This is a genomic window from Robiginitalea sp., assembly GCF_982776155.1.
In genome coordinates this window covers 305,266-332,062 of the sequence record NZ_CEXZKX010000004.1, presented here as the reverse complement: position 1 = coordinate 332,062, position 26,797 = coordinate 305,266, and the positions used below count along the sequence as shown (strand labels likewise).

At 59.9% G+C, this 26,797-nt stretch carries 16 protein-coding genes; 6 read left to right on the top strand and 10 right to left on the bottom strand.

What is annotated here, in order from left to right:
- Positions 1-121: 121 nt before the first annotated feature.
- From scpA to udk, 4 genes are read right to left on the bottom strand one after another with little or no spacing between them, the layout of a single operon-like run.
- Positions 122-2,353: a methylmalonyl-CoA mutase gene (gene scpA / locus AC3DKS_RS09150; protein WP_272607730.1), complete on the bottom strand. Its 2,232-nt coding sequence runs from the start codon at positions 2,351-2,353 to the stop codon at positions 122-124.
- Positions 2,340-3,707, bottom strand: coding sequence for a methylmalonyl-CoA mutase family protein (locus tag AC3DKS_RS09145; protein WP_474731204.1), 1,368 nt, complete (start codon positions 3,705-3,707; stop codon positions 2,340-2,342). Before AC3DKS_RS09145 ends, scpA begins: the two co-directional genes overlap by 14 nt.
- Positions 3,697-4,029, bottom strand: coding sequence for an FtsB family cell division protein (locus tag AC3DKS_RS09140; protein WP_015755515.1), 333 nt, complete (start codon positions 4,027-4,029; stop codon positions 3,697-3,699). The genes AC3DKS_RS09145 and AC3DKS_RS09140 overlap by 11 nt, the downstream gene beginning before the upstream one ends.
- A complete protein-coding gene (udk, locus tag AC3DKS_RS09135; protein ID WP_015755514.1) occupies positions 4,026-4,640 on the bottom strand; it encodes a uridine kinase in 615 nt (204 codons plus the stop codon). The genes AC3DKS_RS09140 and udk overlap by 4 nt, the downstream gene beginning before the upstream one ends.
- Positions 4,641-4,811: 171 nt before the next feature.
- On the opposite strand from udk, the gene AC3DKS_RS09130 reads away from it, so the two are divergent.
- The 3 genes from AC3DKS_RS09130 to AC3DKS_RS09120 are packed head-to-tail and all read left to right on the top strand — an operon-like array spanning position 4,812 to position 8,292.
- A complete protein-coding gene (locus AC3DKS_RS09130) occupies positions 4,812-5,297 on the top strand; it encodes an acyl-CoA carboxylase biotin carboxyl carrier protein subunit (RefSeq protein ID WP_272607732.1) in 486 nt (161 codons plus the stop codon).
- Between the two features lie 7 nt (positions 5,298-5,304).
- Positions 5,305-6,747 carry an acetyl-CoA carboxylase biotin carboxylase subunit gene (gene accC / locus AC3DKS_RS09125; RefSeq protein ID WP_272607733.1) on the top strand — a complete coding sequence of 481 codons (1,443 nt, stop codon included), beginning with the start codon at positions 5,305-5,307 and terminating at the stop codon, positions 6,745-6,747.
- A 3-nt stretch (positions 6,748-6,750) separates the two neighbouring features.
- Complete coding sequence (locus AC3DKS_RS09120) at positions 6,751-8,292, top strand: acyl-CoA carboxylase subunit beta (protein WP_272607734.1); 1,542 nt, start codon at positions 6,751-6,753, stop codon at positions 8,290-8,292.
- Here AC3DKS_RS09120 and AC3DKS_RS09115 read toward each other — a convergent pair.
- From AC3DKS_RS09115 to nagB, 4 genes are all read right to left on the bottom strand, one after another.
- Positions 8,289-9,410, bottom strand: a complete 1,122-nt coding sequence (locus tag AC3DKS_RS09115) for an anhydro-N-acetylmuramic acid kinase (protein WP_272607735.1) — start codon at positions 9,408-9,410, stop codon at positions 8,289-8,291. The two genes, AC3DKS_RS09120 and AC3DKS_RS09115, sit on opposite strands and share 4 nt — an antisense overlap.
- A gap of 33 nt (positions 9,411-9,443) precedes the next feature.
- Positions 9,444-11,048: a glycoside hydrolase family 3 protein gene (locus AC3DKS_RS09110; protein WP_015755509.1), complete on the bottom strand. Its 1,605-nt coding sequence runs from the start codon at positions 11,046-11,048 to the stop codon at positions 9,444-9,446.
- Entirely contained in the window at positions 11,041-12,306 is a 1,266-nt protein-coding gene (locus tag AC3DKS_RS09105) for an AmpG family muropeptide MFS transporter (RefSeq protein WP_015755508.1), read from the bottom strand. The genes AC3DKS_RS09110 and AC3DKS_RS09105 overlap by 8 nt, the downstream gene beginning before the upstream one ends.
- A 103-nt stretch (positions 12,307-12,409) precedes the next feature.
- Positions 12,410-14,353, bottom strand: a complete 1,944-nt coding sequence (gene nagB, locus AC3DKS_RS09100; protein WP_015755507.1) for a glucosamine-6-phosphate deaminase — start codon at positions 14,351-14,353, stop codon at positions 12,410-12,412.
- Positions 14,354-14,522: 169 nt separating this feature from the next.
- On the opposite strand from nagB, the gene AC3DKS_RS09095 reads away from it, so the two are divergent.
- Together AC3DKS_RS09095 and AC3DKS_RS09090 are read left to right on the top strand one after the other, a co-directional pair.
- The gene (locus AC3DKS_RS09095) at positions 14,523-15,272 is read left to right on the top strand and encodes a DeoR/GlpR family DNA-binding transcription regulator (protein WP_041327886.1); all 750 of its coding nucleotides are present in this window, start codon (positions 14,523-14,525) and stop codon (positions 15,270-15,272) included.
- A gap of 32 nt (positions 15,273-15,304) precedes the next feature.
- Positions 15,305-16,117, top strand: a complete 813-nt coding sequence (locus tag AC3DKS_RS09090) for an N-acetylmuramic acid 6-phosphate etherase (RefSeq protein ID WP_272607736.1) — start codon at positions 15,305-15,307, stop codon at positions 16,115-16,117.
- A gap of 9 nt (positions 16,118-16,126) precedes the next feature.
- Here AC3DKS_RS09090 and AC3DKS_RS09085 read toward each other — a convergent pair whose 3' ends face one another.
- Complete coding sequence (locus tag AC3DKS_RS09085) at positions 16,127-17,245, bottom strand: PQQ-dependent sugar dehydrogenase (protein ID WP_272607737.1); 1,119 nt, start codon at positions 17,243-17,245, stop codon at positions 16,127-16,129.
- A gap of 127 nt (positions 17,246-17,372) precedes the next feature.
- Here AC3DKS_RS09085 and AC3DKS_RS09080 point away from each other — a divergent pair, with 127 nt between their 5' ends.
- The gene (locus tag AC3DKS_RS09080; RefSeq protein WP_474731214.1) at positions 17,373-25,892 is read left to right on the top strand and encodes a T9SS type B sorting domain-containing protein; all 8,520 of its coding nucleotides are present in this window, start codon (positions 17,373-17,375) and stop codon (positions 25,890-25,892) included.
- Positions 25,893-26,024: 132 nt separating this feature from the next.
- Here the strand turns inward: AC3DKS_RS09080 and AC3DKS_RS09075 are convergent, their stop codons facing one another.
- The gene (locus tag AC3DKS_RS09075) at positions 26,025-26,771 is read right to left on the bottom strand and encodes an SDR family NAD(P)-dependent oxidoreductase (RefSeq protein WP_430930940.1); all 747 of its coding nucleotides are present in this window, start codon (positions 26,769-26,771) and stop codon (positions 26,025-26,027) included.
- Positions 26,772-26,797: the final 26 nt, after the last annotated feature.

Below are 26,797 nucleotides of genomic sequence, written 5' to 3'. Positions count from 1 at the left end.
GATTATTTGGGTACCGGGAAAACGGAAATTGTTAACATGGCGTGGATAACTTTCCGGTTACCGGGGCATTGCGGAGGTGCAGTTGGTCGGGAACCACCCGGCAGGTCCTGCCGCCGGGGTCCTATTCCCCCCTGTTCAGCAATCCGAGAATTTCTATCGCGGCTTCGCTCACACGGGTACCGGGGCCGTAAATCCCTGCTGCCCCGGCCTGTTTAAGGAATTCGTAATCCTGTTTGGGGATGACGCCTCCGACAATCACCAGGATGTCTTCCCGGCCCATTTCAGCCAGGGCCTTGATGACTGCCGGCACGAGGGTCTTGTGCCCGGCGGCCAGGGAGGATACCCCCAGGATGTGCACATCGTTTTCCACTGCCTGCCTGGCGGCCTCCTCCGGGGTCTGGAACAGCGGGCCGATGTCCACGTCGAACCCAATGTCCGCGTAGGCTGTCGCAACGATACGTGCCCCGCGGTCGTGGCCGTCCTGGCCCATTTTTGCAATCATAATGCGCGGCCTGCGACCTTCGCTGGCGGCGAACGCATCGGTCATCTTCCGCGCCTTTTCAAAGGCCGGGTCCTGCTGGATTTCTTCTGAATACACCCCGGATATGGATTGAACGCTGGCGCGATGGCGGCCATAAGCTTCCTCCAGCGCCTTGCTGATTTCTCCCAGGCTGGCCCGCGCGCGGGCTGCCGAGACGGCTAAAGCTAATAAATTATCGGCTGCTCCCCGGGATTCCCCGGCCTGTTTCCTGCGGGCGGCGGCGGTGAGTTCCTGCAGCGCCCGTTCTGTGGCCGCCCCGTCACGCGCTGCACGTACTGCCTCCAGCCGCTCAATCTGTTGCCGGCGTACCCGGGTATTGTCTACTTCGAGGATCTGAAGCATGTCGTCTTCCGGGCTCGGATACCGGTTGAGCCCGACAATGATATCCCGCCCCGAATCGATCCGCGCCTGTTTTCTGGCTGCTGCCTCCTCGATGCGCATCTTGGGGATACCCGCTTCGATGGCACCCGTCATGCCCCCGTGCTCCTCCACTTCCTGAATGAGCTCCCAGGCCTTCCCGACCAGTTCCGCGGTCAGGCGTTCCACATAGTGGCTGCCCCCCCAGGGGTCTACCGTCCGGGTTACGCCGGCTTCCCGTTGCAGGACCAGTTGGGTGTTCCGGGCGATCCGGGCCGAAAAGTCCGTGGGCAGTGCAATGGCCTCATCCAGGGCATTGGTATGGAGGCTCTGGGTTCCCCCGAATACCGCGGCGGCGGCCTCTACCATGGTCCGGGCCACGTTGTTGAACGGGTCCTGTTCGGTCAGGCTCCAACCGCTTGTCTGGCAGTGCGTCCGCAAGGCCATCGACTTGGGGTTTTCCGGGCCGAAAGGCTGGACGAGCCGCGCCCAGAGCATGCGGCCGGCCCGCATTTTGGCAATTTCCATAAAATGGTTCATCCCGATCCCCCAGAAGAAGGACAGGCGGGGGGCAAATTCGTCTACCCCCAAACCGGCCTCGAGGCCGGTGCGGATGTATTCCAACCCGTCGGCCAGCGTGTAGGCCAGCTCCATATGTGCCGGGGCGCCGGCCTCGTGCATGTGGTAGCCCGAAATACTGATGCTGTTGAATTTGGGCATCTCCCGGCTCGTATACTCGAAAATATCCGCCACCAGCTGCATGGAAGGTGCCGGGGGATAGATATAGGTGTTCCGGACCATGAATTCCTTGAGGATATCGTTCTGGATGGTCCCGGAAAGGGCGGCGGGGGAGACGCCCTGTTCCTCGGCAGCGACGATATAGAACGCCATTACCGGGATAACGGCCCCGTTCATCGTCATGGAAACCGACATGCGGTCCAGGGGGATGCCGTCGAAGAGCCGTTTCATATCCTCAACGGTGTCGATAGCGACGCCTGCTTTGCCCACATCCCCGGGCACCCGCTCGTGGTCGCTGTCGTAACCGCGGTGCGTGGGGAGGTCAAAAGCTACAGAAAGCCCTTTTTGCCCGGCTTCCAGGTTTCGTTTGTAGAATGCGTTGCTCTCTTCGGCCGTGGAAAAACCGGCATACTGCCGGATGGTCCAGGGCCGTTGCACGTACATGCTGCTGTAGGGACCCCGCAGGTAAGGGGGGACGCCGGCCCCGAAGCCCGGGTGCCTGAGGTCACCGGAATCTTCCCGGCTGTACCGGGGTTTCAGGCGGATGCCTTCCACGGTGCGGTACCCTGCCTGCCGGTCGTTCCCGGTTTCGCGTTCCGGGTCTGCCCCCGTTTCCCGGCTGGTCGGAGTCGCCGGGTGGCCCGCCCCCGGTTTCTGCCCGGTTGAAGTCGATGGTTTGCCCGGCCATTCCAGTTCCTGAACCTTATTTCGCTTCATCCCTGAGTCTTTTGAGTTCCTGACGGACCGACAGCCTTCGCAGGGGCAGCGGCTCAATGAGCGTCTTCACCGGCCGCCCGGGTTGCAATTCCTTCTGGATTTCCCCGGCCATCCGGTCGTCCGGGTTCGGGAACACATTGCTGCCCACCAGCTGGAGCTCCCCGGAGTCAAATGCAGCCTGTTCCCGCCGGTCTGCCTCCCGGATTTTCGTCTGGATCTTGTGCGATTTCAGCTGGGCCAGCAGGCCGCCCCCTTTTTCCAGGGATTTGAGTAATGCCAGGGCTTTGCGCCCGAGCTGATCGGTAAGGCTTTCCAGGTAATAAGCCCCGTCGGCCGGGTTGGCCACCCGTGCCATGTGGGCTTCGTCCCGCAATACGAGCAATTGGTTTCGCCCGATCCGGTCGGCAAAATCGTTTGGTTTGTGGTAGAGTCCGTCGTAGGGCTGGTTGCAGATCAGGTCGGCCCCGCCAACGGCCGCAGCCATGCACTCCAGGCTGCTGCGCAGCAGGTTCGTATTGTAATCGTAGAGTGTTTTATTCCGGAGCCCGGGCATGGCCAGCACACGGCATTCTCCGGACTGTCCGTAAGCGTTGGCAACCAGGTGCCAGAGACGCCTCAGGGCCCGGATCTTGGCAATTTCCATAAAGTAATCGCTGCCGACGGCAATGCGGAACACGGGTCGCTCCAGGGCGGGTAGCAGGCCCGGGTGCTGGTCAGTGGCCAGTAAATATTCCTGCATGTGGCATACGGCATAGGCCAGTTGCTGTACGGCATGCGCGCCGGCCTGTTGGTACAGGTCGGCGCGCACAGTTAGCGAAACGCGCTCAGGAAACGTGCGGCACAGGGCCTCCAGGCGTTTCATATCTTCGGCCCGGCCCGCTGCCCAGTTCCCGGTAGCCGCCAGGTTCCCGATGGGGTCTGGAAGGATCGGCGATGCCGAGGCGAAGTCCCCCGGCAGGACTTCCCCGGGTTCCAGGCGGACATCCGGCCATTCCAGCCAAACGGATCCCGGCTCCGCCCCGGTAGCTTCCAGCCAGCCGGAGGCCTCCCGGATGGGGGCGACCAGGTGCGTGACGCCTCCCCCCAGGGCTTTCCGACCGCGTGCGGCGGGCTCGCCGCCCTCGGCCGCATCCAGGTACATACCCGGTTCCCAACCAGCCGGCAGGGCGGGGGCGGGGGCACCTGTATCCGGTAGATCCTCCGCCGTGTAAAACGGCTTGATCCGGATGCCTTCCGGGGTGTCGGAAGTCATTTTCTCGTTGTAATCCGCGCCCTTCAGGTCTGCCTGAATCCGGAGTTTCCACTCGGCGGCAGATACGGGTGCAAAATCCCGGAAGAGGTCGTTAGTGGTCATCGTTCTTTTCGTTGAGGCTGTCGAATTCGATGAGGAAGATTTCCTCGTTTTTCTTTTTGAGCAGGTACTGTTCCCGGGCAAATTTTTCCAGTTCCTTCGGGTCCGAGAGTTTTTCGATTATTTCCCGGTCGCTGGCAATCTGTTCCTTAAGGAACTCCTGCTGTTTTTCCAATTTGCGGATTTCCCGTCGGAGTTCCAGGTGGATCAACAGGGAATTCTGGTCAAAAAACACCATCCAGATTACAAAGACGGTCAGCACGAGCACATAGATATTGCCGGCCAACCGGAACCAGGGTTTTTGTCGCAATTCCTTCCAGTTCATGGCAAGGCGATTTTTTCGGCGATGATCGTCCGGACGATATCGATGGCAACCGTATTGTATTTATTGTTCGGGATGATGATGTCGGCGAATTCCTTGGTGGGTTCTATAAACTGGTCGTGCATGGGCTTAAGCGTGTCCTGATACCGGCGGATCACCTCGTCCAGGTCCCGCCCCCGTTCGGTAATGTCCCTGCGGAGGCGGCGGATGAGCCGTTCGTCCGAATCCGCGTGTACAAAGATTTTGATATCGAAAAGGTCGCGGATTTCCGGGTGGGTGAATATCAGGATGCCCTCGATGATCATCACCTTGCGGGGCTCGGTGCGAATGGTTTCGTCCGTGCGGTTGTGCTCTTTAAAGGAGTACACGGGCTGTTCGATGGGCCGGCCATCCCGGAGGGCTTCCAGGTGGCTGCGCATCAGCTCGAAATCAATGGCCCTGGGGTGGTCGAAGTTGATCTTGCAGCGCTCCTCGTAACTCAGTTCCGACAGGTCCCGGTAGTAGGAATCCTGGGAAATGACACCGACCTCGGAATCGGACAACTGGCCGGTAATCTGATTGACCACGGTCGTTTTGCCGCACCCGGTACCCCCCGCAATTCCGATCGTCAGCATGGTGCTTGGTTTTGCACAAAATTAGGAATTTACACGGTTTTCGACCCATGAACCCGGCATGATCTGGCGCAGGTACCCCGAAGGCCTGCAACAGCGGGGAAAATTCCCAATGCGGCCTGCTGATTTGCCAATGAAAGCTTATTTTTAGCGGGAACCATTTATTGAACTGCTATGACAAATGCCTTTCGCGCCACCGTCGACGGGTCCCGTTCCTTTGAACTGGACGCCGAAGAAGCGCGCCGCCTGGATTTGGTCCCGGCCGGCAGTGGGGAGTGGCACCTGCTCGAGGACCACCATTCCAGCCGCATCCGGATCCTGGAATCCCGACCGGGTGAGAAGTACTACCGCATCGGCGTCAACAACCGCATTTTTGATGTCCGACTGGCAGACGACCTGGACCTGCAGATAGACCGGATGGGTTTTGAACTGCAATCCGCCCAGCGGGTCTCGCGGATCGAAGCACCGATGCCCGGGCTGATCCTCTCGGTACAGGTGTCCGAGGGGGACCGGGTGTCCGAGGGGGACCCCCTGCTCGTCCTGGAGGCGATGAAGATGGAGAATGCCATCCTGGCCCCGGCAGACGGGGTCATCGGCCATGTGGCCGTGCGGGAAGGGGACGCGGTGGAAAAGAAGGCTGTACTTGTCGAATTTGAATAATTGCACCATGGAGAAAATTTTGATTGCCAACCGGGGCGAAATCGCCCTGCGGGTAATGCGCACGGCCCACCGAATGGGCATTGCCACGGTAGCCGTGTATTCGGAAGCCGACCGGGACGCCCCGCACGTACTGGCCGCGGACCAGGGGGTATGTATCGGCCCCGCCCCGTCGTCCGAGTCCTATCTGCAGGAGGAAAAAATCCTGGCAGCAGCCCGGGAAACCGGGGCAGATGCCATTCATCCCGGTTACGGGTTCCTCAGTGAAAATGCGGCATTTGCGCGGGCCGTCGAGGCAGCCGGGCTCGTATTTATCGGCCCGAAACCAGACGCCATCCAAACCATGGGGGATAAACTCGCCGCAAAAAAATCGGTCCAACCCTACGACATCCCCCTGGTGCCCGGGACGGATGAACCCGTCAGCGACGCGGACAGGATTCGGGAGATCGCCGCGGAAATCGGCTACCCGATCCTGATCAAGGCGGCTGCAGGCGGCGGCGGAAAGGGCATGCGCGTGGTGGAGCGGGAGGCCGATTTGCACGCCCAGATAGAACGGGCAACCAGCGAGGCGAAATCGGCTTTCGGGGACGGTTCCGTATTTATTGAAAAATACGTAGCCGCCCCCCGGCATATTGAAATCCAGGTACTCTGCGATACGCACGGCAATGCCATCCACCTCTTTGAACGGGAATGCAGCATCCAGCGACGGCATCAGAAGGTGGTGGAGGAGGCCCCGTCTGCGGTGCTGACCCCGGAACTGCGGGAACGCATGGGGCGGGCAGCCGTGGATGTAGCGCGGGCCTGCAACTACCTGGGGGCCGGCACCGTGGAATTCCTGCTGGATGCCGACCACAATTTCTACTTCCTGGAAATGAATACGCGCCTGCAGGTAGAACACCCGGTTACCGAACTGATCACGGGGCTCGACCTGGTGGAATTGCAGATCCGCGTGGCCCGGGGGGAGCCGCTGCCCGTCCGGCAGGAGGAGCTTCAGATCAGCGGACATGCCCTGGAACTCCGGGTATACGCAGAGGACCCCCTGCAGGATTTTATGCCGAGCGTGGGCCTGTTGGAGATTTACCGTCCCCCATCCGGCCCCGGCATCCGGGTGGACGACGGATACCGAGAGGGCATGCAGGTGCCGATCTACTACGACCCGATGCTCGCGAAACTGATTACCTACGGGGCCGACCGGCCGGCCGCGATCCGGCGGATGCGGGAAGCCATTGCGGATTACCGGGTGGCCGGGGTAGCCACCACCCTGCCTTTCGGGGATTTCGTGTGCAGGCACCCCGCCTTTACGAGCGGGGATTTCACCACGCATTTTGTCAAGGAACACTATTCCCCGGAAGCCCTGGAAGCCGACCTGGACCGGGAGGCATCCGTTGCCGCGCGCGTGGCCCTGAACGCCTATCTGAAACACCTCGAACACTTAAGCACCAATACGCACTGACCGATGAAAGAAAGCCATGAGGAATTGAACCGCCGCCGGGCGGAGGCCCTGAAAGGAGGGGGTGAAAAACGGATTGAAAAGCAACACGAGAAAAAGAAACTTACCGCCCGGGAGCGCATCCGCTATCTGCTGGATGCCGGGTCGTTCGAGGAACTCGGCAGCCTGGTGACGCATCGGACCACGGACTTCGGCATGGCCGACCAACAGTACTATGGAGACGGCGTGGTGACCGGGTACGGGACCATCAACGGCCGGCTGGCGTACGTCTACGCCCAGGATTTCACCATTTTTGGCGGCTCCCTGTCGGAAACCCACGCGGAGAAGATCTGTAAGCTCATGGACCTGGCCGTAAAAGCCGGGGCCCCGGTGATTGGGCTCAACGATTCCGGGGGAGCGCGAATCCAGGAGGGCGTCCGTTCGCTGGCGGGGTACGCCGATATCTTTTACCGGAATGTGCAGGCCTCCGGGGTGGTGCCGCAACTATCCGCCATTATGGGCCCCTGCGCCGGGGGGGCGGTGTATTCCCCGGCCCTCACGGATTTCATCGTGATGGTGGAGCAGACCAGCTACATGTTTGTCACCGGTCCCAACGTGGTCCGTACCGTCACCAACGAAGAAGTGGATTCCGAAGAGTTGGGCGGGGCGCGTACCCATGCCTCGAAATCCGGGGTGGCACACCGCACGGCCCCCAACGACGCGGCCTGCCTGCAGGACCTGAAAAAATTACTCACCTACCTGCCCCAGAACAACCGGGAACTCCCGCCGTCCGTTCCCTTTGAACTCGGGTCGGAATGGCGGGAAGACCTGGGGAGCCTGGTGCCGGACAACCCGAACCAGCCTTACGATATGCGGGCGGTGATCGAAGGGATTGTCGATGCGGAATCCTTTTATGAAATCCATGCGGAATACGCAGACAACATCCTTACGGGGTTCGCGCGCCTGGCCGGGAAGACCGTGGGGATTGTCGCCAACCAGCCCCTCTCCCTGGCCGGTGTCCTGGACCGGGACAGTTCCCGCAAGGCAGCCCGCTTTACGCGGTTTTGCGATTGCTTCAACATCCCGCTCCTGGTCCTGGTGGATGTGCCGGGCTTCCTGCCAGGGACCGACCAGGAATGGAACGGCATCATTGTGCACGGCGCCAAGTTGCTGTATGCCCTGAGCGAGGCCACCGTCCCCCGGATTACGCTGATCACCCGGAAGGCGTACGGCGGGGCCTACGATGTGATGAACTCCAAACACATAGGGGCCGACCTGAATTACGCCTGGCCGGGGGCCGAAATAGCTGTGATGGGGGCCAAGGGTGCCAGTGAGATCATCTTCCGGAAGGAAATCGCCAAGGCGGAAGACCCTGAGAAAAAGCTGGCTGAGAAGGAAGCGGAATACGCGGAAAAATTTGCAAACCCCTACCGGGCCGCAGGCCGCGGGTTTATCGATGAGGTCATCCTGCCCGGGGAGACCCGCCGTAAACTCATCCGGGGATTTGCTTCCCTGGAAAACAAGCAGGTGGACGCCCCAAAACGCAAACACGGGAACATCCCGCTCTAGCCCCCCAAAATACCGGATCCGGGCGGTCGCTGGCCGCCGGACACCTCCGGCAGGTAAAGTATCCCCGAGCAGGAATCCTTGCGGGCACCCGTTACGGACGAAAGGACATTTACCGAACCGCTGAGCCGCAGCGCCCCAAGCAGGGCAAAAACCAGCGCCTCCTTGTTTTCGACCAGGCCGTCGTGGGGTATATGTACCCGGATATCCGGGTGCATTCCCTCCCGGATCTGTTCCATGAGAAAATCGTTGTACGCCCCACCGCCGGTGACCAATACCGTAGCGGGGCTTCCCCCGGCCAGTTCGTCTATTTGCCGGGCCACTGTGCCGGCAACGTGGACGGTCGCTGTACGCAAGCGGTCTTCCGGTGAGCCCGGGTGCGCATTCAATAGCGGGATGATCTGGTCCCGGAACCACTCGTAACCTGTGGATTTTGGGAAGGGTTGGCGGTAATAGGGCAGGTTGTCCAGGGCCTTTAGCAGGTCGGGAAGCACCTTTCCGCTCCGGGCCAGGGCCCCGCCGGCGTCATAGGCCCGGCCAGATTCACTACTCAGGTGGTTGAGCAGCATGTTCGCAATCCCGATGTCAAAAGCGGTGCGTTTGCCCATGCGTTCAAAGGAAATATTGCTGATGCCCCCCAGGTTCAGGCAGAAGTCGTACGACCCGAATAGCAACCGGTCGCCAATGGGTACCAGGGGTGCCCCCTGCCCGCCGAGCCGGATATCCAGGGAACGGAAATCCCCGATACACGGAACCCCGGTGCGCAGGGCCACCTCCTGGGGGCAGCCCAGTTGGAAGGTAAAACCGGCTTCCGGTCGGTGGTGTACCGTATGCCCATGGCTCGCCACCGCATCGGCCGGTTCGTGCTGCGCTGCCAGGAATTTCGCTGCCTGATCCCCCAACCACTTACCGTATTCCGTGTGGAAAGCCAGGAGCCCGCCCACGTCCATTTCAATGGCAGCCTGGAGCCGTTGCCGCATTTTTGGTTCGTAATCCAGGCAGCCGGACGCCAGGATTTTGAACCCCCAGGCGCCTTCCGATTCGGTCAGGTGTGCAAGGACCAGGTCCAGGCCGTCCAGGGAGGTCCCGGACATCATGCCAAGTATGCGAAAGTCATTCATGCCAGTTCATTTAATTGGTTTACGCCGTGTTGTTTAACCGTTCCGGGACGGTTTCAGTTGGATGGGCAGCTCGCCTGCCGGGCGTGCCTCCCCCCGAAAATAAGCAAGGGCCTGCTGTTGAAATTCCGCCAACGGCAGGTAGGCTACCAGGATCCCTGCAACCCGGTCTGTTTGCAACAGATTCAGGGCATACGGATTCCCGAAGTGGCAGAGCCAGACCCGGTGATTCTCCATCAATGCATCGAGGGCCCGGAGGGCGGCAGCCGAGATGCCAAAATTTCCTGCAGGTTTCAGGGCAGGGGGTTGCAGGGCGATCAGGATTTTTTGGGTGCCCGGCATGGGGAGGGCTTCCGGCCGGTCTGCGGCCAGGTCCCATTCCAGGAAATCCGCCTGGAATTGATCCCGGATCCCCGCATGAAAAGGCAGCAGGTCCCTGCCTGCAAGTACGACAGTGACCGGGCCTTCGCCGAGGAAGGCGGCAGGTTCCCCATCTGCGCGAGCCTCCGTCAGGCATTTTGCGGCGAGTTCCCGGCGGAGCCCGGCCGGGGAATGGGCCGGTTGTACCGGCTTGGATCCGACTTCCCGGACGCGTTCTTTCAATTGCCAGACCCGACGGAAGGAAGCCTCAATCTGGTCGGTTTCCCCTTCCCGGCATATCCGCCGGTGGGCCTCCGGGATGTCTTCGGCAAAGCAGAGCATGTCGTTCCCGGCGGCAAAGGCCCGCCAGGCCACCTCCCCGGGACCCGGATAATTTTTGCTCACTGCGTGCATATTCAGGGCATCGCTGATAACTGCCCCGTCAAACCCCAGATTTTGCCGGATGCCCTGGCCGATGACGGCGGGGGATAAACTGGCCGGCAGGCCTTCCGGGTCCAGGGCGGGCACGGCCAGGTGCCCGGTCATAATGGCGTCAACCCCTTCCGCCACAAGTCGTCGGAACGGGACGAATTCCGTGGATTCCAGTTCCGCCGCTCCTTTATCGATAGCAGGAAGCGCCAGGTGGGAATCTACGGCGGTATCCCCATGGCCCGGGAAGTGTTTCCCACAACCCAGGATGCCCCCGTCTTTGAGGCCCCGGTAAAAAAGCGAAGCGCGGCGGGCGACCCCCTCCGGGGTGGTTCCGAAGGCCCGGTAGCCAATCACCGGGTTCCCCGGGTTGCAATTCACGTCGGCAACCGGGGCCAGGTTCCAGTGGATGCCGGCATCCCGGCAGTCGGCGGCCATTCGCAGTCCTACCTGGTAGAGCAGCGGGTCCCGATCCGACAGGGCCCCCAGGCAGAGGGCGTACGGGTAAGGCTCCCCGTTTTCGACCCGCATGGCCAGGCCCCATTCCGCATCCATGGCGATCAGCAGCGGGTATCGGGCAGCCCGCTGGTAGCGGCGGATCAGTTCTTTCAGGGTCCCCAGGCTGTCCGGGTTGTGGGGGATTTCCTTTTTTCCCTCAAAATTGGTGGCGGCGCTGGCCGGGCTGTGGAAAAAGCAAAGGCCGCCGATGTGGAATTCCCGGATCAACTCCTCCAGGCGCACTATGGCCTCCTCCGTATCGTTGATAAAGGCCGCGGGCATAAAGAGCTGGCCCACCTGTTCTTCCCGGGTAGTGTGGCGCAGCATGTGTTCTACCGGGCGGGTGTCAGGCATCGGAAGCGGATTTTTTGCCGTAGTCGGCGGGGTAACGAATTTTTGAAAGCATCAGCAGGGCCGGCAGGGCGGCGATCACCACCCAGACAAAGAACCCCCCGTACCCGAGCCACTGCTGCATGTAGCCGCTGATCATGCCGGGGAGCATCATGCCCAGGGCCATAAAACCCGTGGCAATGGCGTAATGCGCGGTCTTAAACGGTCCGTCCGCCAGGTAGATCAGGTAGATCAGAAAGGCGGCAAACCCAAATCCGTATCCGAATTGTTCGGCAACCACCGTCCCGACAACTGCCCAGGTCTGGTCGGACTGGGTAATGGCGAGAATAGCATAGAGCACATTGGGCAGGTTCAGGGAGAGGATCATTGGCAGCATCCAGCGCCTGAGCCCGTCCCGGGAAATCAGGATCCCCCCCAGGATGCCCCCTGCCGAGAGGCAGATCACCCCGACGGTTCCGTAGATGGTTCCCACGGCTTCCGTGGAATACGCCAGCCCCCCGGAATCCGGGTCGTCCAACAGGAAAGGCGCGGCCATTTTAACCAGCTGGGACTCCCCGAGCCGATAGGTGAGGATAAAGGCCAGCGCCCACCCGATATGCGGCTTTTCGAAAAAACTCCTGAAAATGGCCCAAAAGCTGCGGTCGCCCTCGGCGGGCTGGGCGGTTTCGTAGGCCGGGGTGGCAAAATAGTTGGAGAGGGTCATCAGCAGCATCAGCCCGGCCGTGGCCGTCAGGGTAACGGACCAGGCCCTGGAATTATCCCCGTAATAGTTTTCCAGGAATCCCGCCAGGATAACAATCAGGCCCTGGCCGGTGATCATCGCCAGGCGGTAAAAAGTACTCCGCATCCCGACGAAAAACGATTGTTTTTTCTGGCTCAGGGCAATCATGTAGTAACCGTCCGAGGCGATGTCGTTGGTGGCTGAGGCAAAGGCAGCAATCCAGAAACAGGCCAGGGAGGTTACCAGGAACTGGTTGGTGGGGAGGCTGAGCCCCGCAGCCAGCAAGGCTGCCGAAATGATGAGCTGCATGGAGAGAAACCATTTCCGCTTGGTACCGCGCAAATCCACAAAGGGGCTCCAAAGCGGCTTCAGCACCCAGGGCAGGTAGAGCCAGCTGGTATACAGGCCAATATCCGCGTTGCTGACCCCGAGGTTTTTATAGAGGATCACCGAGACGGTGACCACCAGGACGTAGGGGAGGCCCTGTGTAAAATACAAGGTGGGGACCCATAGCCAGGCCCGTTTGTCTTTTGGCGTCATGGCCCGAATTTAATTGAAATGTCCGACATGTCCCGGGTTGCATAAAAAAATAGCCCCGGACCCTGAAGGCCCGGGGCTCAGTTGGGGGAATATCCCGGTTCGGTTACATGAAATGGTAGCGGACAAACCCTTCCATCGCCTCGTACTCGGCCATCCCGAGCGCATTGTATTTCCGGGCAGTCTCCTTGTTCCGCTGTTCGGCCCGTTGCCAGAATTCCCGCTCGTCATTGCCGGGGAACATGGCACTGTCCTTTTGCGACTGGTGCTTGAAGATGGCATTCTTTTTCCGCTCCATGTCTTTGGGCCCGATGGGGACAGCCATTTCCATATCTGCAATATCCCATTCCTGCCATGCGCCCCGGTAGAGCCAGACATAGCAGTCCGACAACCATTCCGCCCCTTCCTGCTTCAGGCGCTCCAGGGCCTGGAAGATAATTTGCAGGCAAACCCGGTGCGTCCCGTGCGGGTCCGAGAGGTCCCCAGCCGCAAAGATCTGGTGGGGTTTTATCTGTTGCAGCAGGTCGTAGGTGATTTGAATATCCGCTTCGGAATGCGGTTTTTTCTTAACCGTGCCGGTTTCGTAAAACGGCAGGTTCTGGAAGTGGGCGTTGGCCTCGTCCACCCCGCAGTAGCGGCAGGCGGCCAGTGCCTCCCCTTTTCGGATGAGCCCTTTGAACTCCTGGATTTCCCGGCTGTCCACTGCCCCCGGCTCCTTGTTGGCCAGGAACTCCCGTACCTCTTTAAACTGCTGCATGAGTGCCTGGTTGTCTTTCTGGACGTCGGTGGCAAAGTCCAGGAAGCGGATCACCTCGTCGTCAAACACGGCGATATTTCCCGATGTCTGGTAGGCCACGTGAACTTCGTGCCCCTGGTCTACCAGCCGCAGCAGCGTCCCGCCCATGGAGATGACGTCGTCGTCCGGGTGCGGGCTGAAGATCAGCGATCGCTTGGGATAGGGCTCCCGGCGCTCCGGCCGGTTGCTGTCGTCTGCATTCGGCTTCCCGCCCGGCCATCCGGTAATGGTGCGCTGCAGGGCATTGAATACCTGCAGGTTGATATGTTCGGCCGAACCGATCTCCGCCACCAGGTTCCCCATGCCGTATTCGTTGTAGTGCTCGTTGGTGAGCTTCAGGATGGCGATATCCAGCTTTTCGGACAGCCAGAGCACGGCCCGTTTGATCAGGGCGTCGTTCCATTCGCATTCCGAAACCAGCCAGGGCGTCGCCATCCGGGTGAGGGCTGACCCTGCCGCCTGGTCCACGATTACCTCGCAATTCGGGTGGTGCTGGAGGAAGGTGGCCGGCACGGATTCCCGGATCTTTCCTTCCACGGCCTGCCGGATAATGCCCGCTTTGCCTTCCCCCCAGGCCATCAGGACAATGCGCCGGGCCTTCATGATGGTCCCAACCCCCATGGTAATCGCTTTGGTGGGTACGTTTTCCAGGCCGAAGAAATCGCTGGCCGCATCCAGGCGGGTTACCCGGTCCAGGCGGACCATCCGCGTAACACTCTTCAGGGAGGATCCCGGCTCGTTAAAACCGATATGTCCGGTCCGTCCGATACCCAGCACCTGGATGTCCAGCCCCCCTGCCTTGCGGATTTGCTCCTCGTAATCCCGGCAAAAATCCCGGACGTCTTCCTTGTCGAGTTGGCCGTCGGGGATATGGACATTTTCCTTTTTGATGTCGATGTGGTCAAAAAGGTGTTCGTTCATGAACCGGACATAGCTGTGGATGGAGTCCGGTTGCATCGGGTAGTATTCGTCCAGGTTAAAGGTGACCACATTTTTAAAGCTCAGGCCTTCCTCCCGGTGGAATTGTACCAGGAAATCGTACACCTTGGTGGGGGTAGACCCGGTGGCCAGGCCAATGACGGCTTTTTTGCCCTGCTTCTGGCGTTGCCGGATAAGCTGGGAAATTTCCGTGGCTACCTGGAAGGAGGCCGTATCGGAATTGTCGTAGATCCGGGTGGGGATTTTTTCGAATTTCCGGGATTCGTCATCCGTCGGGATGGTGCCGTGGGGTGCGGTGCTTGCAATTTCAGTCATGGGTAGTTTTATGTTGTTTGCGGGGACAAAAATAAGAAAAAATTCCAATAATTGCAGTTTCTTGCAGTTTATTATGCTGTTAAATGCAATATTTAACTATTTATTAAATATCTGCAACAAAAAACAGCAGGTTCAGGATTTTACTATCTTTGCCGGAAAACCGCCTTACGTGCTCAAGGAAGAACGACAGCGCATCATCCTCAGTGAAGTGGACCTCCACAACCGGGTCCAGCTTACGGATATGGCCGAAATGCTCGAGGTATCCATCGATACCGTACGGCGGGATGTCAAGGAACTCGATGCGGACCAGAAATTGCGCAAAGTACACGGCGGTGCCGTTTCCCTGGGATTTGTAAGTCCGGCCACGGGCAGTGGAAATACCTACGCCCTGGAGGAAAAGCGCACCATCGCCCGGAAAGCGACGAGCCTCCTCCGGGACGGTTCGGTCATCTTTATCGACGGGGGGACCACCTGCCTGGAACTCGCCCGGGAACTGCCCGAGAACCTGAACCTGACCTGTTTTACCCTGAGCCTGCCGGTGGCCTTGCAACTATTGGCCAAGCCACGGGTGGAGGTGGTGTTGATCGGCGGGAAAATTTCGCGGGAGGCACAGATTGCCACCGGGGCCAGCGCCATCCACGCCCTGTCGGATATCCGTGTGGACTACGGCTTTATCGGAACCGGGTATGTGGATGCCCTCCACGGGCTTACTGAGTTTGACTGGGAGGTGGTGCAGGTCAAAAAATCCGTAATCGCCTCCTCCCGGAAGGCCATTCTGCTCTGTATTTCCGAGAAACTGAATTCACAGCACCGGTATCGCACCTGCGATATCAGTGCGATCAATACCCTGGTCACCGAATTACCGCCGGACCACAACCGGCTCAACCCGTTCCGCGACCGGGAAATTCATCTTTTATAGAAGCTCACCTATCAAATAGTATATCGCATAATATGTCGCAATTCAAGAAAATCACGGAGCAGGCCTCCCTGCACGATAACCTGGAGGACCTGGACGCCGTCTCCCTCCTGCAGAAAATAAACGAGGAAGACCAAAAGGTGGCCCCGGCCGTAGCAGCCTGTATTCCGGAAATTTCCCGGCTGGTGAAGGCCCTGGAACCCCGTTTTCTAAGTGGCGGCCGCTTGTTCTATATCGGAGCCGGCACGAGTGGGCGGCTGGGCATCCTGGACGCCTCGGAAATCCCCCCTACCTATGGCATGCCCCACGACCGGGTCATCGGGCTGATAGCCGGCGGCGACCGGGCCATCCGCAAAGCGGTGGAGCACGCAGAAGACGACAAGCAGCAGGCCTGGAAAGACCTAGGGGAATACGAAATCGGGCCCATGGATACTGTGGTGGGGATCGCAGCTTCCGGGACCACCCCCTATGTCCTGGGGGGCATACGCAAAGCGCGCTCGGAAGGGCTGCTTACTGCGGGGATTACCAACAACCCAGGGTCGCCCCTGGCGGAAGCGGCGGAAATACCGATAGCTGTTGACGTGGGCCCCGAATTTATCACGGGGAGTACCCGGATGAAAAGCGGCACATCCCAGAAACTCGTTCTCAATATGATCTCCACGGCACTGATGGTACGTGTCGGGCGGGTCAGGGGGAACAAGATGGTCCATATGCAATTGAGCAATAACAAATTGATAGACCGGGGGACCCGGTACCTGATGGAAAGCCTTGGCCTGGAATACGAAGCGGCCGGGGAAGCCCTCAAACGCTATGGTTCCGTGCAGAAAGCGCTGGAAGCACTGAAATAGGATCAGTCGTTATCGATCCGGGTTGAGCCGGTAGATTCCCTCACCCTCGACAGCCACGTAGATCAGTCCGTCGGGGCCCTGGCGGACATTCCGCACCCGGCCTACATCCTCCATGAGTTTTTCCCTTTTCAATACGGTTTTACCCTCCATTTCCAGGCGCTCCAGGTACTGGAAAGACAGGGAACCCACCAGCAGGCTGCCTTCCCATCCGGGGTAGTTGTCGGAAGTCACAAAGGCCATACCGCTGGGCGCGATGGAGGGGACCCAGTAGTGGATGGGTTGTTCCATGCCTTCCATCTCGGTCTGGTCCGTGATGGGGGTCCCGCTGTAATTGATCCCGTAAGTGATTACGGGCCAGCCGTAATTGGCGCCTTTTTTTACCACATTGATTTCGTCACCGCCCCGCGGGCCATGCTCGTGCACCCAAATTTCCCCGGATTCCGGGTGGAGCGCCATGCCCTGGGGGTTGCGGTGTCCGTAGGAATAGATGGCGTCCAGGCCGTCCGAGCCGACAAACGGGTTGTCCGGGGGGATGCTGCCGTCCGGGTTCAACCGGTAAACCTTGCCGCCGTCCCGCCCCGTATCCTGGGGGTTCACGTCCCGCTCGCCCCGTTCCCCGATGCTGAAATACAGGTAGCCGTCCCGGTCGAATTCGATCCGGGACCCGAAGTGCTGCCCCGCCGTGGTATTCGGGCTTGCTTTGTAGAGTACTTCCAGGTCCGTCAGGGTGGTGCCGCTGAGCTTGCATCGGGCCAGGGCCGTGTGCCCGCCGGACCCCGGGCCCTCTTCGGACGCATACGTCAGGTATATCCAGCCATTGTCCGGGTAGTCAGGGTCCAGGGCAATGTCCAGCAGGCCGCCCTGACCGCGGTTGTATACCTCCGGGACGCCGGAAATTTCCGTTTTTGACCCCCCGCGGTAAAGAAGGATCTCCCCGCTTTTTTCGGTTATCAGCAGGGAGCCGTCGGGCAGGAAGGCCATTCCCCAGGGGATGTCCAGGTCCTCCACCACCAATTCGGGGGTGAACGAAACGGTTTCCGGGACAGTTGCCTGGTTTTCCGGGTCCTGCGCACAGGAGTTCATCGATAAAATGACCAAAAAAGCGGATAAAACAATACTATTTCGCATGTTGTGTCGTTAGGAAATAAAGAAGTATAGGCTTATCGCCTAAGTTAAAGAGATTTTATAAGATAAATAATTACCCCGGCCGCTATTCGTTTCCCAAATCGCGGGTATCGACCACAAGACTTAACCTATGCTCCCAAAAAAGAACAGGCATCTCTGGTATGCCCTGTTGATGCTAGTGGCCACTATCATCAGCTCTTCAGCCATTGCTGGCGGTACCCTGGGAGGATTTTTGTCCCGTATCGACAGCGTAATTTCCGATAGCCAGCAGCCCCGGGGGGTTGTCGGCATCGACCCTGCGGCAAGTATTGCAACAGGAACCACGGATTTCCCTGCTCCGGCCGCCCCGGCACTCTTCTCTACGATTATCCAGAATGCAGACGAGGAAGTTACCTGTGCGGACAACGGGTTTACCATCGCGCGCTTTAACCTTTGCGGGGACTACGACGACCGGATTATTTCGGTAAGCGGAAGCCACAGCAGTTATCAATGGCAACAACTGGTACCCGGTGGGAGCTGTACCTTTGACGTCAACGAAGACTGCCCGCCCATTATCGGGAGCGAGTGCAACCCGTACTGGCAGACGATTTCCGGGGCTTCCACCCTTACCCTGAATGCCGCTTCCATCCCGGCCTCCAGCGGGGCGGAATTTCGCGTGCGGGTCAACGGGGGATCCTACTACTACTTCAAGGTTAAGAAAAGTACCATTACCCAGACCTATGTGAAGCGGGATTTTATCTGCGGGGTGCCCGGGCGGATCCAGATCACCAACCTCTCGAGTGCTTACGAATTCAGCATCGACAACGGCACGGGGTTCGGCCCCTGGCAAACCTCCCCGATCTTCGGCAGCCTGGACCCGGGAACCTACGTGGTGAAGGCGCGTTTGCAAAATACTTCGAACACCTGTGAATACCCGTACGAACCCATTGTCATCGAGGAACAGGAGATCGACATCGATGTGGAATTCACCGATGCCCAGTGCTTCGGGGAGACCGGCAGCATCACCGTAACGGTGAACAACGTGCCGGGCCCTTTCAAATACACGCTCCTGGACGCTTCAGGCGTGCCCCAGGAGTTCACCACCTTTATCCCGAACAACCCCTATACATTTGCCGCCGTTGGTTTCGGTACCTACAGCGTACAGGTGGAGACCCAGCAGTGTACGGGCGACCCGGGGAACGGTATCCCGCCCCCCCGCCAGTCCACGGACATTAACGGCAACCCCATTGTTATCGGTGACGGCCTGGTGGCCCTTTCAGCTTCAACGGAGGTGAATGAAAGCCTGAGTTCGGACCCCGTTTGCGGGGCCAACGATGCGGATATCATCGTGCGGACATCCGGCGGGGCCGGCCCGTATACGTTTACGGTGAGCGACGGGGGGAATTCCGGAGGCACATACACCGGGCAGACTACCTACAACGTCACGGCAGCGGGGACCTATGAATTCTTTATCACGGACGCCAACGGCTGTACCACTACGGCAACGGCCAGCGTGGAGGAACTCACCCCCCCGGACGTAACCGCTTCCGGGACGGACGGCGACTGCAACAACGGTGCCCGCATCGACATCAACATCATCGACGCCAAGGGGTACAACCTCTTGTTCCGCGCCGATCCCGCCGACCCCTGGTCGGCCAATCCGGTACTCACCGTGCCGACGGGGACCTACAACCAGATCCAGGTGCAGTACCAGCAGGCGGCCTTCAGCTGTATCTATACGATCCCGACTTCCATCTCGGTGACCAATGTAGGGGCCATCACCGGCAATGCCGTAAAGATCCAGGATCGGCTCTGCGACGGGGCCGGCGGCGTGGACGGGGGGATCATCGAATTCCAGGGACCGTATTCCGGGGGTTCCGGGAGCGGCTATGAGTTCAGTATCGACGGGGTGAATTTCAGTACCCAGGAAACCTATTCGAACCTGGCGCCGGGCACCTATACGCCCATCATCCGGGATGCCGGCGGCTGCCGCCTGGAACTGACGGCCATCACCATTGCCGATGTGGATCCGCCTACCGACCTGGCCTTTGCCCAGAGCGCCATCAATTGCGCGGCCGGCACTTCGGACGTGCAGCTCACCCCCACGAGCAACGCCCCGATTGTCCTATACGAGGTCATCAGCCCCATTTCGGTCAATAACGGCGGGAGCGATACGTTTTCCGGTCTGAGCGTCAACACAGCCTATACCTTCCGCATTACGGATGCCAATGGATGTACGTATACGGAGAGCTTTACCCCCGCGGTCATCAGCACCATCCGCGCCCGGGTTAAATCCGGCGGGGATACCCGCGTATGTACCGGTGCAGCCGACGGTACAGGGACCTTCCTGATCGACGGGTTTACGAACAACTATACCTATAATATCAACGGGGGGCCGGAGAGCGCACCCCAGAACGACGCGGAAGTAGACCTGCCGCTTTCCGGGGCCGGTACCTACACCATTACCGTTACGGATGCGGATACGGGATGTACGGACACTGCAAGCATTACCATCGAGGAGCCGGCCAGCCCGCTGACCCTGTCGGGGAATGTAACCGCCATGACCTGTGCCAACGGGAATACGGGACGGGTGGTGGCAACGGCCGGTGGCGGTTGGGGTACCTACCGCTACAGCCTGGAGATGCCCAACGGCTTTGTCAGCGGCCCGAAAAGCGGGCGGACGTTTGGAAACCTGACCCAGAGCGGCAACTACATCCTCACGGTGGAAGATGCCGAAGGATGTACGGCTACCTTCAACTTCAGCCTGACGCCCATCGACGCCCCGACGCTTACCCTGGACGCCGGCGCTTCGGATTATTGTTATGTGCCGGGTACCGGCGCCACCCTGGCGGTGAGCTCCTCAGCGGGGACGGCCCCCCTGGCTTCCCACCAGTACCGGATCAACGGAGGCCCCCTGCAGGCCAGCCCTGTATTTACCGGACTGAACCCCGGAAATTACACCATCGAAGTGGTGGACGGGAACAATTGTACGGATGCGGTCACCGCGACGATTAATTCCCAGTTGCGGGTGAACACGAGTATCGATGCGGAAATCCCGTGTGGCGGTGCCGACGGGGGGATCCGCGTGCAGGTGACGGGCGGGTACCTGGCCGGGGCCGGGGCCAAGCAGTACGAGGTGAGCGCTAATGGCGGGGCTACCTACGGCGCCCCGGTACCCCTGGCGAGCAACAACTTTGTATACAACACGAATGTACCCGGGGATTATGTGTTCCGGGTAACGGATAACCGGGGTTGCGTGGCCGTGTCCAGTCCGATTACGCTGAACCCGCCTGTAAATATTGACCCGGCCAGCATCGCGGTCACTCCTGCGAGCTGCGGGCAGACCAACAACGGCATTGTCACCGTTACCCCGGATGCCACCAGCGGCATTCCGCCTTACGAAATAAGCTTTGACGGCGGGGCCTTCGGTTCCCAGTCCGTCTTTTCCAACCTGAACGCCGGCCAGACCTATACGGTAATCGTCCGGGATGCCCGCGGGTGCGAAACCGTGCCTCAGGACGTAACCATTCCCCTGGACGGCACGCCCCCGCCGGATGCAACGGTTGCGCCGGTGACGGCTACCTGTTCGGCCGGCCTTGTGGAAGGCAGTATCCAGGTAACCTCTGTGGCCGGGGGAACCGCCGATTACACATATATCCTGCAGGACCAGTTCGGCGTGGAACTGGACCGGATCGGGCCCACTTCCAGTACAGCGGAAACGTTTACGAATATCGTCCCGGGTATCTATACGGTGGTAACCCTAGACGCCCTGGGTTGCCGGGATGAGGATACGGTGACCGTGGACCAGACCACCGTGGATGTGGTTCCGGATCCGGTGGCAGCACCGGTTTGCGCCGCTGGCGGATTTACCAATACAGTGGAAATCGTGGGGGGCGTGGGCCCCTTCGAGATCCGCCTGGCTACCGACCCGAACCCGCCGGTCCCGGTAAACAGCCCGCCTCGACGACATACCTTCAACGGCCTGCAATTTGGCGTAACGTACACTGTTGAGGTCACCGACCTGGGCACCGGTTGTGTGTACCTGGACGAAATCCCGCCCGTGGACGGACCCAACCCGCTGGAAGTGACCGCCACGAGCACCCCGGGTTATTGTGACGCCAACCGCTTTGGCCAGATATTATACGACGTTACCGGGTTTACCCCGGGCTCTGACCTGCTGATTGAACTTCTGAACACGGACGACGGGACGCGGATCACCATTGATTCGCCGACCAACGTAAGTCCCACGTATTCCGGAGCCTATGAAACCCTGCCGGGGAATTACCAGGTGATCGTTACCGAATCTACCGATAATTGTACAGATGCCACTGCCGTGGTCATCGACCAGAATACGCCCAATATCGATATCATCGCCCAGGAGCCCGCCAACTGTAATGCCTTTGGCCAGTTTACGGTCCAGGGATCCGGGGGTGGCGGCGGCCCCTATGAATTTGCTTTCATGGATGCCGGCGTACCGCCCACGCCGGGAGATTTCGATACGGCAACCACCTTTATCGGGCCGGCTGGGAATTACGACGTCTATGTGCGCGATATTTCGGGATGTACCTCATTTGCCATCGCCCAGATCATCAACCTGGAACCGGACCTGCCCGTACCCACCTTTGTGGTGGAGAACCAGTGCGACAACACGGTCACCTCCTTCGATATCCTGGTACAGATCCCTTCGACGGTAGATACGCCGCGTTTTACGCTTAACGGGGACGAGCAGTTCCCGGTACTCAACGGCGGGGTGTGGGAATACACCTATACGGTAGGGACCCCCGGGGACTATGTGGTGGACGTGGTAGACGCCAACGGCTGTACGAGCCAGGGCACCGCCACCGTCTACGAGTTCCTGAGCGCCTCCGGCGGCTTTACCACGGAACCGACCTGTAACGCGGCCGACGGGGAAATCTCCATTTCCACCCTGGGCGGTAGCGGGGACTTTACCTTTGAGCTGCGCACGGGGGCCGGGGCCTATATTGACGACAATACCACGGGGGTCTTTACCGGCTATGCCCCGGGCGATTACGAGGTGCTTGTTACAGACAATATCGTGAATGACGGGGTGATCAATTGTTTCTTCCTGGTGGACGGGATTACCCTGGATGCGGCCATCCCGCCCGTGATCAGCGCGGTGATCGACACGGATATTTCCTGTAACGGGGCCGATGACGGGGCCATCGACGTCTTCCTGCAGGCGGGCACGGATGCCGACAGCCCGATTACCTATACGCTTTACGAGGCGGGGACTTCCACCATCGTCCAGCAAAACGGTTCCGGGTCCTTTACCGGCCTGGTACCCGGCTTCTATGACGTTACCGTGGTGACCAGCCGGAATTGCGAAACCCGCCAGGACGACATCGAAATCTCCGAGCCCCCGGCATTTTCCATCACGGCCAGCGCCCCGGATTTTGCCTGCGAACCGGGCGCCAACCGCTACAGTTCGACGATTGTAACGGTCAACGTGGTGGACCCGGGCACCCCGGGATACCAGTACAGTATTACCGGGTTTGGAAACTATCAGAGTTCCCCGACCTTTGAGGTTGTCGACAACGGCTCCCCCCAGGATATTACAATTTACGCCATCGACGCCAACGGGTGCCAGGCCACCTTTGACCTGCCCACCCTGAACCCGCCTACGGATGTGGTACCGACCCTGTCCCTGCAGGCAGCCCTGACGTGTACCACGGACGAGCGGATCCGCGTGGATGTGGTGGGAAGTACGGATTTCACCCTTTCCGTGGTCAGCGGGCCGGCCAGCCCGGCTGCGGTGACGAACAACCCGGGAGACTCCTTTGTGCTGATGGACCTGCCCCTGGCCGGCGGGTACCTGCTCGAGATCACGGACAATATCGGCGGCTGTTCTTATCCGCTCCCCCTCCACGAGGTCTTTGAGCCCACCTACCCGGCGGTGACCATCAGCGAGGCAAACCCGGTGCGCTGTGCAGTGCCCGGAAATGACGGGGCGCTCTTTATCGAGGTTGCGGACTACACCGGGGTGTACGATTACCAGGTCTACCAGGTGGACAGCGGCGGCAACCGCATCATGCCGGCCCTGGCCAGCGGCAGCTTTGACACGAATAACTTCCCGGATGTCAGCGGCGATCCCGCCCGGATCACCGGCCTGCCGGGGGGCAATTTTATCGTGGACATCGTTTCCCAGGATACCCCGGGCTGCCCGGCCGAATCCAATGTGGCCACCGTACGGGCCCCGAACGGGCCCCTGCTTCCCGTGGCGGTGGAGGAAGGCAACGTGTCCTGTAACGACAACCTGGGCATCATCGTGGCTTCTGCAACCGGCGGTTGGGATATTGCCCCGTATGAGTACCGCCTGCTCCGCGACGACGGGAGCGGCTATGCGGAGGTTGCGCCCTATTCCGCTACGGACCGTTTCGAAAACCTGGGCAGCGGGGACTACCGCGTGGAAGTCCGGGACGTTGAGGGATGTACGGCCACCGTGGATATCACCCTAAATCCGATCCCGCCCATCCAGGTGGGCATCCGGGAACCCCAGGCACTGATCTGCCCGGGCGGGAACAATGCCATCCTCGAAGCCTATGACCCGGCAACGGGCGATGCCCTTACGGCCCTTACCGGTGCTTCAGGGGGCGTTCCGGGAGCGGGTTACAAATACCAGCTCATCTACCTGGGCAGCAACGACATCCTGGACGAGCTCTCCCGCAGCGGCCTGCAGGATTCCCCGGTATTTGCAGGTGCAGGGGGCGAAGGGTATATCAGCACGGGCTGGTATGCTATTGAAGTATCGTCCACCTACGATTGCGTGGGTATTACCGAACCCTATTTCGTAAATCCCCCGCCCCCGATTATCCCGAGCCTGGTACAGGTGCGGGCCCCGGGTTGCGGTGGCCTCGGCGAGATGCGCCTGAGCGTCCAGAACCCGGAACCGGGCTTTGAATACGAATACCGCTCGGTGACGGCCCTGCCTTCCGACCCGTTTATTTCGATGGGGGTGGGCAACACCTCGGTATTGATTTCCGGGGGCCCCGGTTTCTACCAGTTCGACGTGCGCAAGGTCAATGCCTCCAATGTCTGCGACGTGGTGCGCGCCAATGGCCTGACCCTCATCGACGCCCAGGATCTGGACCTGGTGGTGAACCTGCCGGACGACATTTCCTGCGCCAACGAGATAGACGGCCGGATTGAATCCTTCGCCAGCGGCGGGGTAGGGGACAACAGCTTTATCCTGTATAGCGGGGACCCGGGCCCGGATCCGTTTAACCCGCTGCCGGGCGCCGTGGTAGTCCGCGGACCGCAACCCGACGGGACTTTTGAGCAACTCACAGACGGAAACGATTACTACGTAACGGTTACCAGCGGGAATACCTGCGGGGACGTGGAGGGTCCGCTCACTATCATGCGGCCGGCACCCATCGTGTATTCGGCTTCGGCTACCCCGGTTTCCTGTGCCGGAGAAGAAGACGGCAGCATCACCATCGAGGTGACCAGCGGGGGGGAAGGCCTGATCCAATTCGCGATCGCCCCGAATTTCAACGAATTCTTCAGCGACCCGGCTACCCCGGGCGTATATACCTTCACGGACCTTGAAGGAGCCCCCGGCGCGGGCCGGTCTTACGATATCCTGATACAGGATGCCGAGGGGTGCAGTGAGCTCACGAGCATTTCCGTGGTGGAACCCCAGCCTATTGAACTGAGTTTTACCGCAACGGACGAGACCTGTATCGGGGCCGCGGACGGCTCTGCACAACTCACCATCGCCGGGGGGACGCCTTTTGTGGACGGATCGGGCATCCCGTACTACGAGACCAGCCTGAATTCCTCTGCAGATGTGGATTACGTGCGCAACGATGCGCTGTTCTACGACAACCTGCTGGGCGGGGAATCCTATGTGGTCTTTGTGAGGGACGCCAACGGCTGTACCGCCAACATCGTCATCCCCATTGAAATTGGGGTGGACCTGACGGCCAATGTGGACGTGCGCTACGGCTGCGACGGCATCTTCCCGAACAATTCCGTGGAGGTAACCCTGACAGACAGCGGGCTGTACGACGAGGTACTCATTGCGCTGGACCCTGCAGACCCCACGGATGCCATCACGGCAGAGGCCACGGATGTCCGCAGCTGGGGCGACCTGCCCGCCGGCGACCACACGGTGTATATCTACCACGAAAACGGGTGTACGATCTTTGAGGAATTTACCATCGACGACTACCAGCCCCTGACCCTGGATGCCATGCAGACGGGCCCGAACGAGATCACGGCTACAGCCAGCGGCGGGTTTGGCGGATACGAATTCTACTTTAACGGGGATTCGTTTGGCAGCGACAACGTGTTTACGATCAATTACGACGCGAATGTCCGGATCCGGGTGGTGGACCAGATGGGTTGTATGGTGGAAATCAGTTTCCCTTTCGACTTTGAGGGCATGGTGGAATTGCCGAATTACTTTACCCCGGACGGGGACGGCATGAATGACGAATGGTCGCCGGGCAACCGGGAATTCTTCCCTAATATCGAAATCAAGATCTACGACCGGTACGGCCGCGTGGTGGCCATCCTGGACCAGGTGAAGAACTGGGACGGCACCTACGAGGGGACCGAATTACCCACCGGCGATTACTGGTATGTGGTGAACGCCAACGACAATGAAAAACAACAATATGTAGGGCATTTTACCCTGTACAGATAACCAGCGATATGTGGAGCATGTTGGTGCCGGCATCCGGGGGATTTCCCCGGGTGCCGGTTTTATTTTGGATCCGTCCCGGCGGGGCCGCCACCTGGATTGGGCCTGTTTTTTAGCCCTGGGCCAGGCAGGCGTTTATTTTGCGGTCCACCCGCCGTCTACGGTAAGCATGGACCCCACCATATAGGTGGCCGCGTCGCTGGCCAAAAACAGGGCTGCGCCCTGGATTTCCTTCAGCTCCCCCCAGCGGCCGAGGGCCGTAGCCCCGACGATAAATTTTTTCGCCTCCTCGGTTTCGGCGATCGGGATGTTCATCTCGGTGAGGAAGGGGCCCGGGCAGATGGCGTTCACATTGATGTTGAACGGGGCGAGCTCCAGCCCGAGGGCGCGCGTCATCTGCACCACTGCCCCCTTGCTGGTGGCATAGGGCGTCCGGTTGGCCAGGCCTACCAGGCCCAGCGTACTGGCCATGTTGATGATTTTCCCGCTTCCCTGCTTTTTCATTTGCGCGGTGACGGCCCGGGAGGCGTTCCAGGTACCGTCCACATTCACGCGCATCACCTTACTGAATTCCTCCGGGCTCAGTTCGTCGATGGCGCCCCGGATATTGATCCCGGCGCTGTTGACCAGCACATCCAGGCGGCCGTGTGTTTTGACAATATCTGCCACCACTTTTTCCAGGGCCGGCAGATCTGTGACGTCTGCCGAATAGGCCGTGGCGGTTACCCCGTAGGTTTCAGAAAGCTCTTTGGCGGATTCCCGCCCGTCTTCCAGGTTCCGGTTGACGAGCATCACATGGGCGCCTGCCGAAGCAAAGCCGGCACCCATCGCATACCCCAGGCCTTTGGAACCTCCGGTGATCAGTGCGACCTTGCCGTGCATTTCGAATAATTTAATTCCGGGTAGGG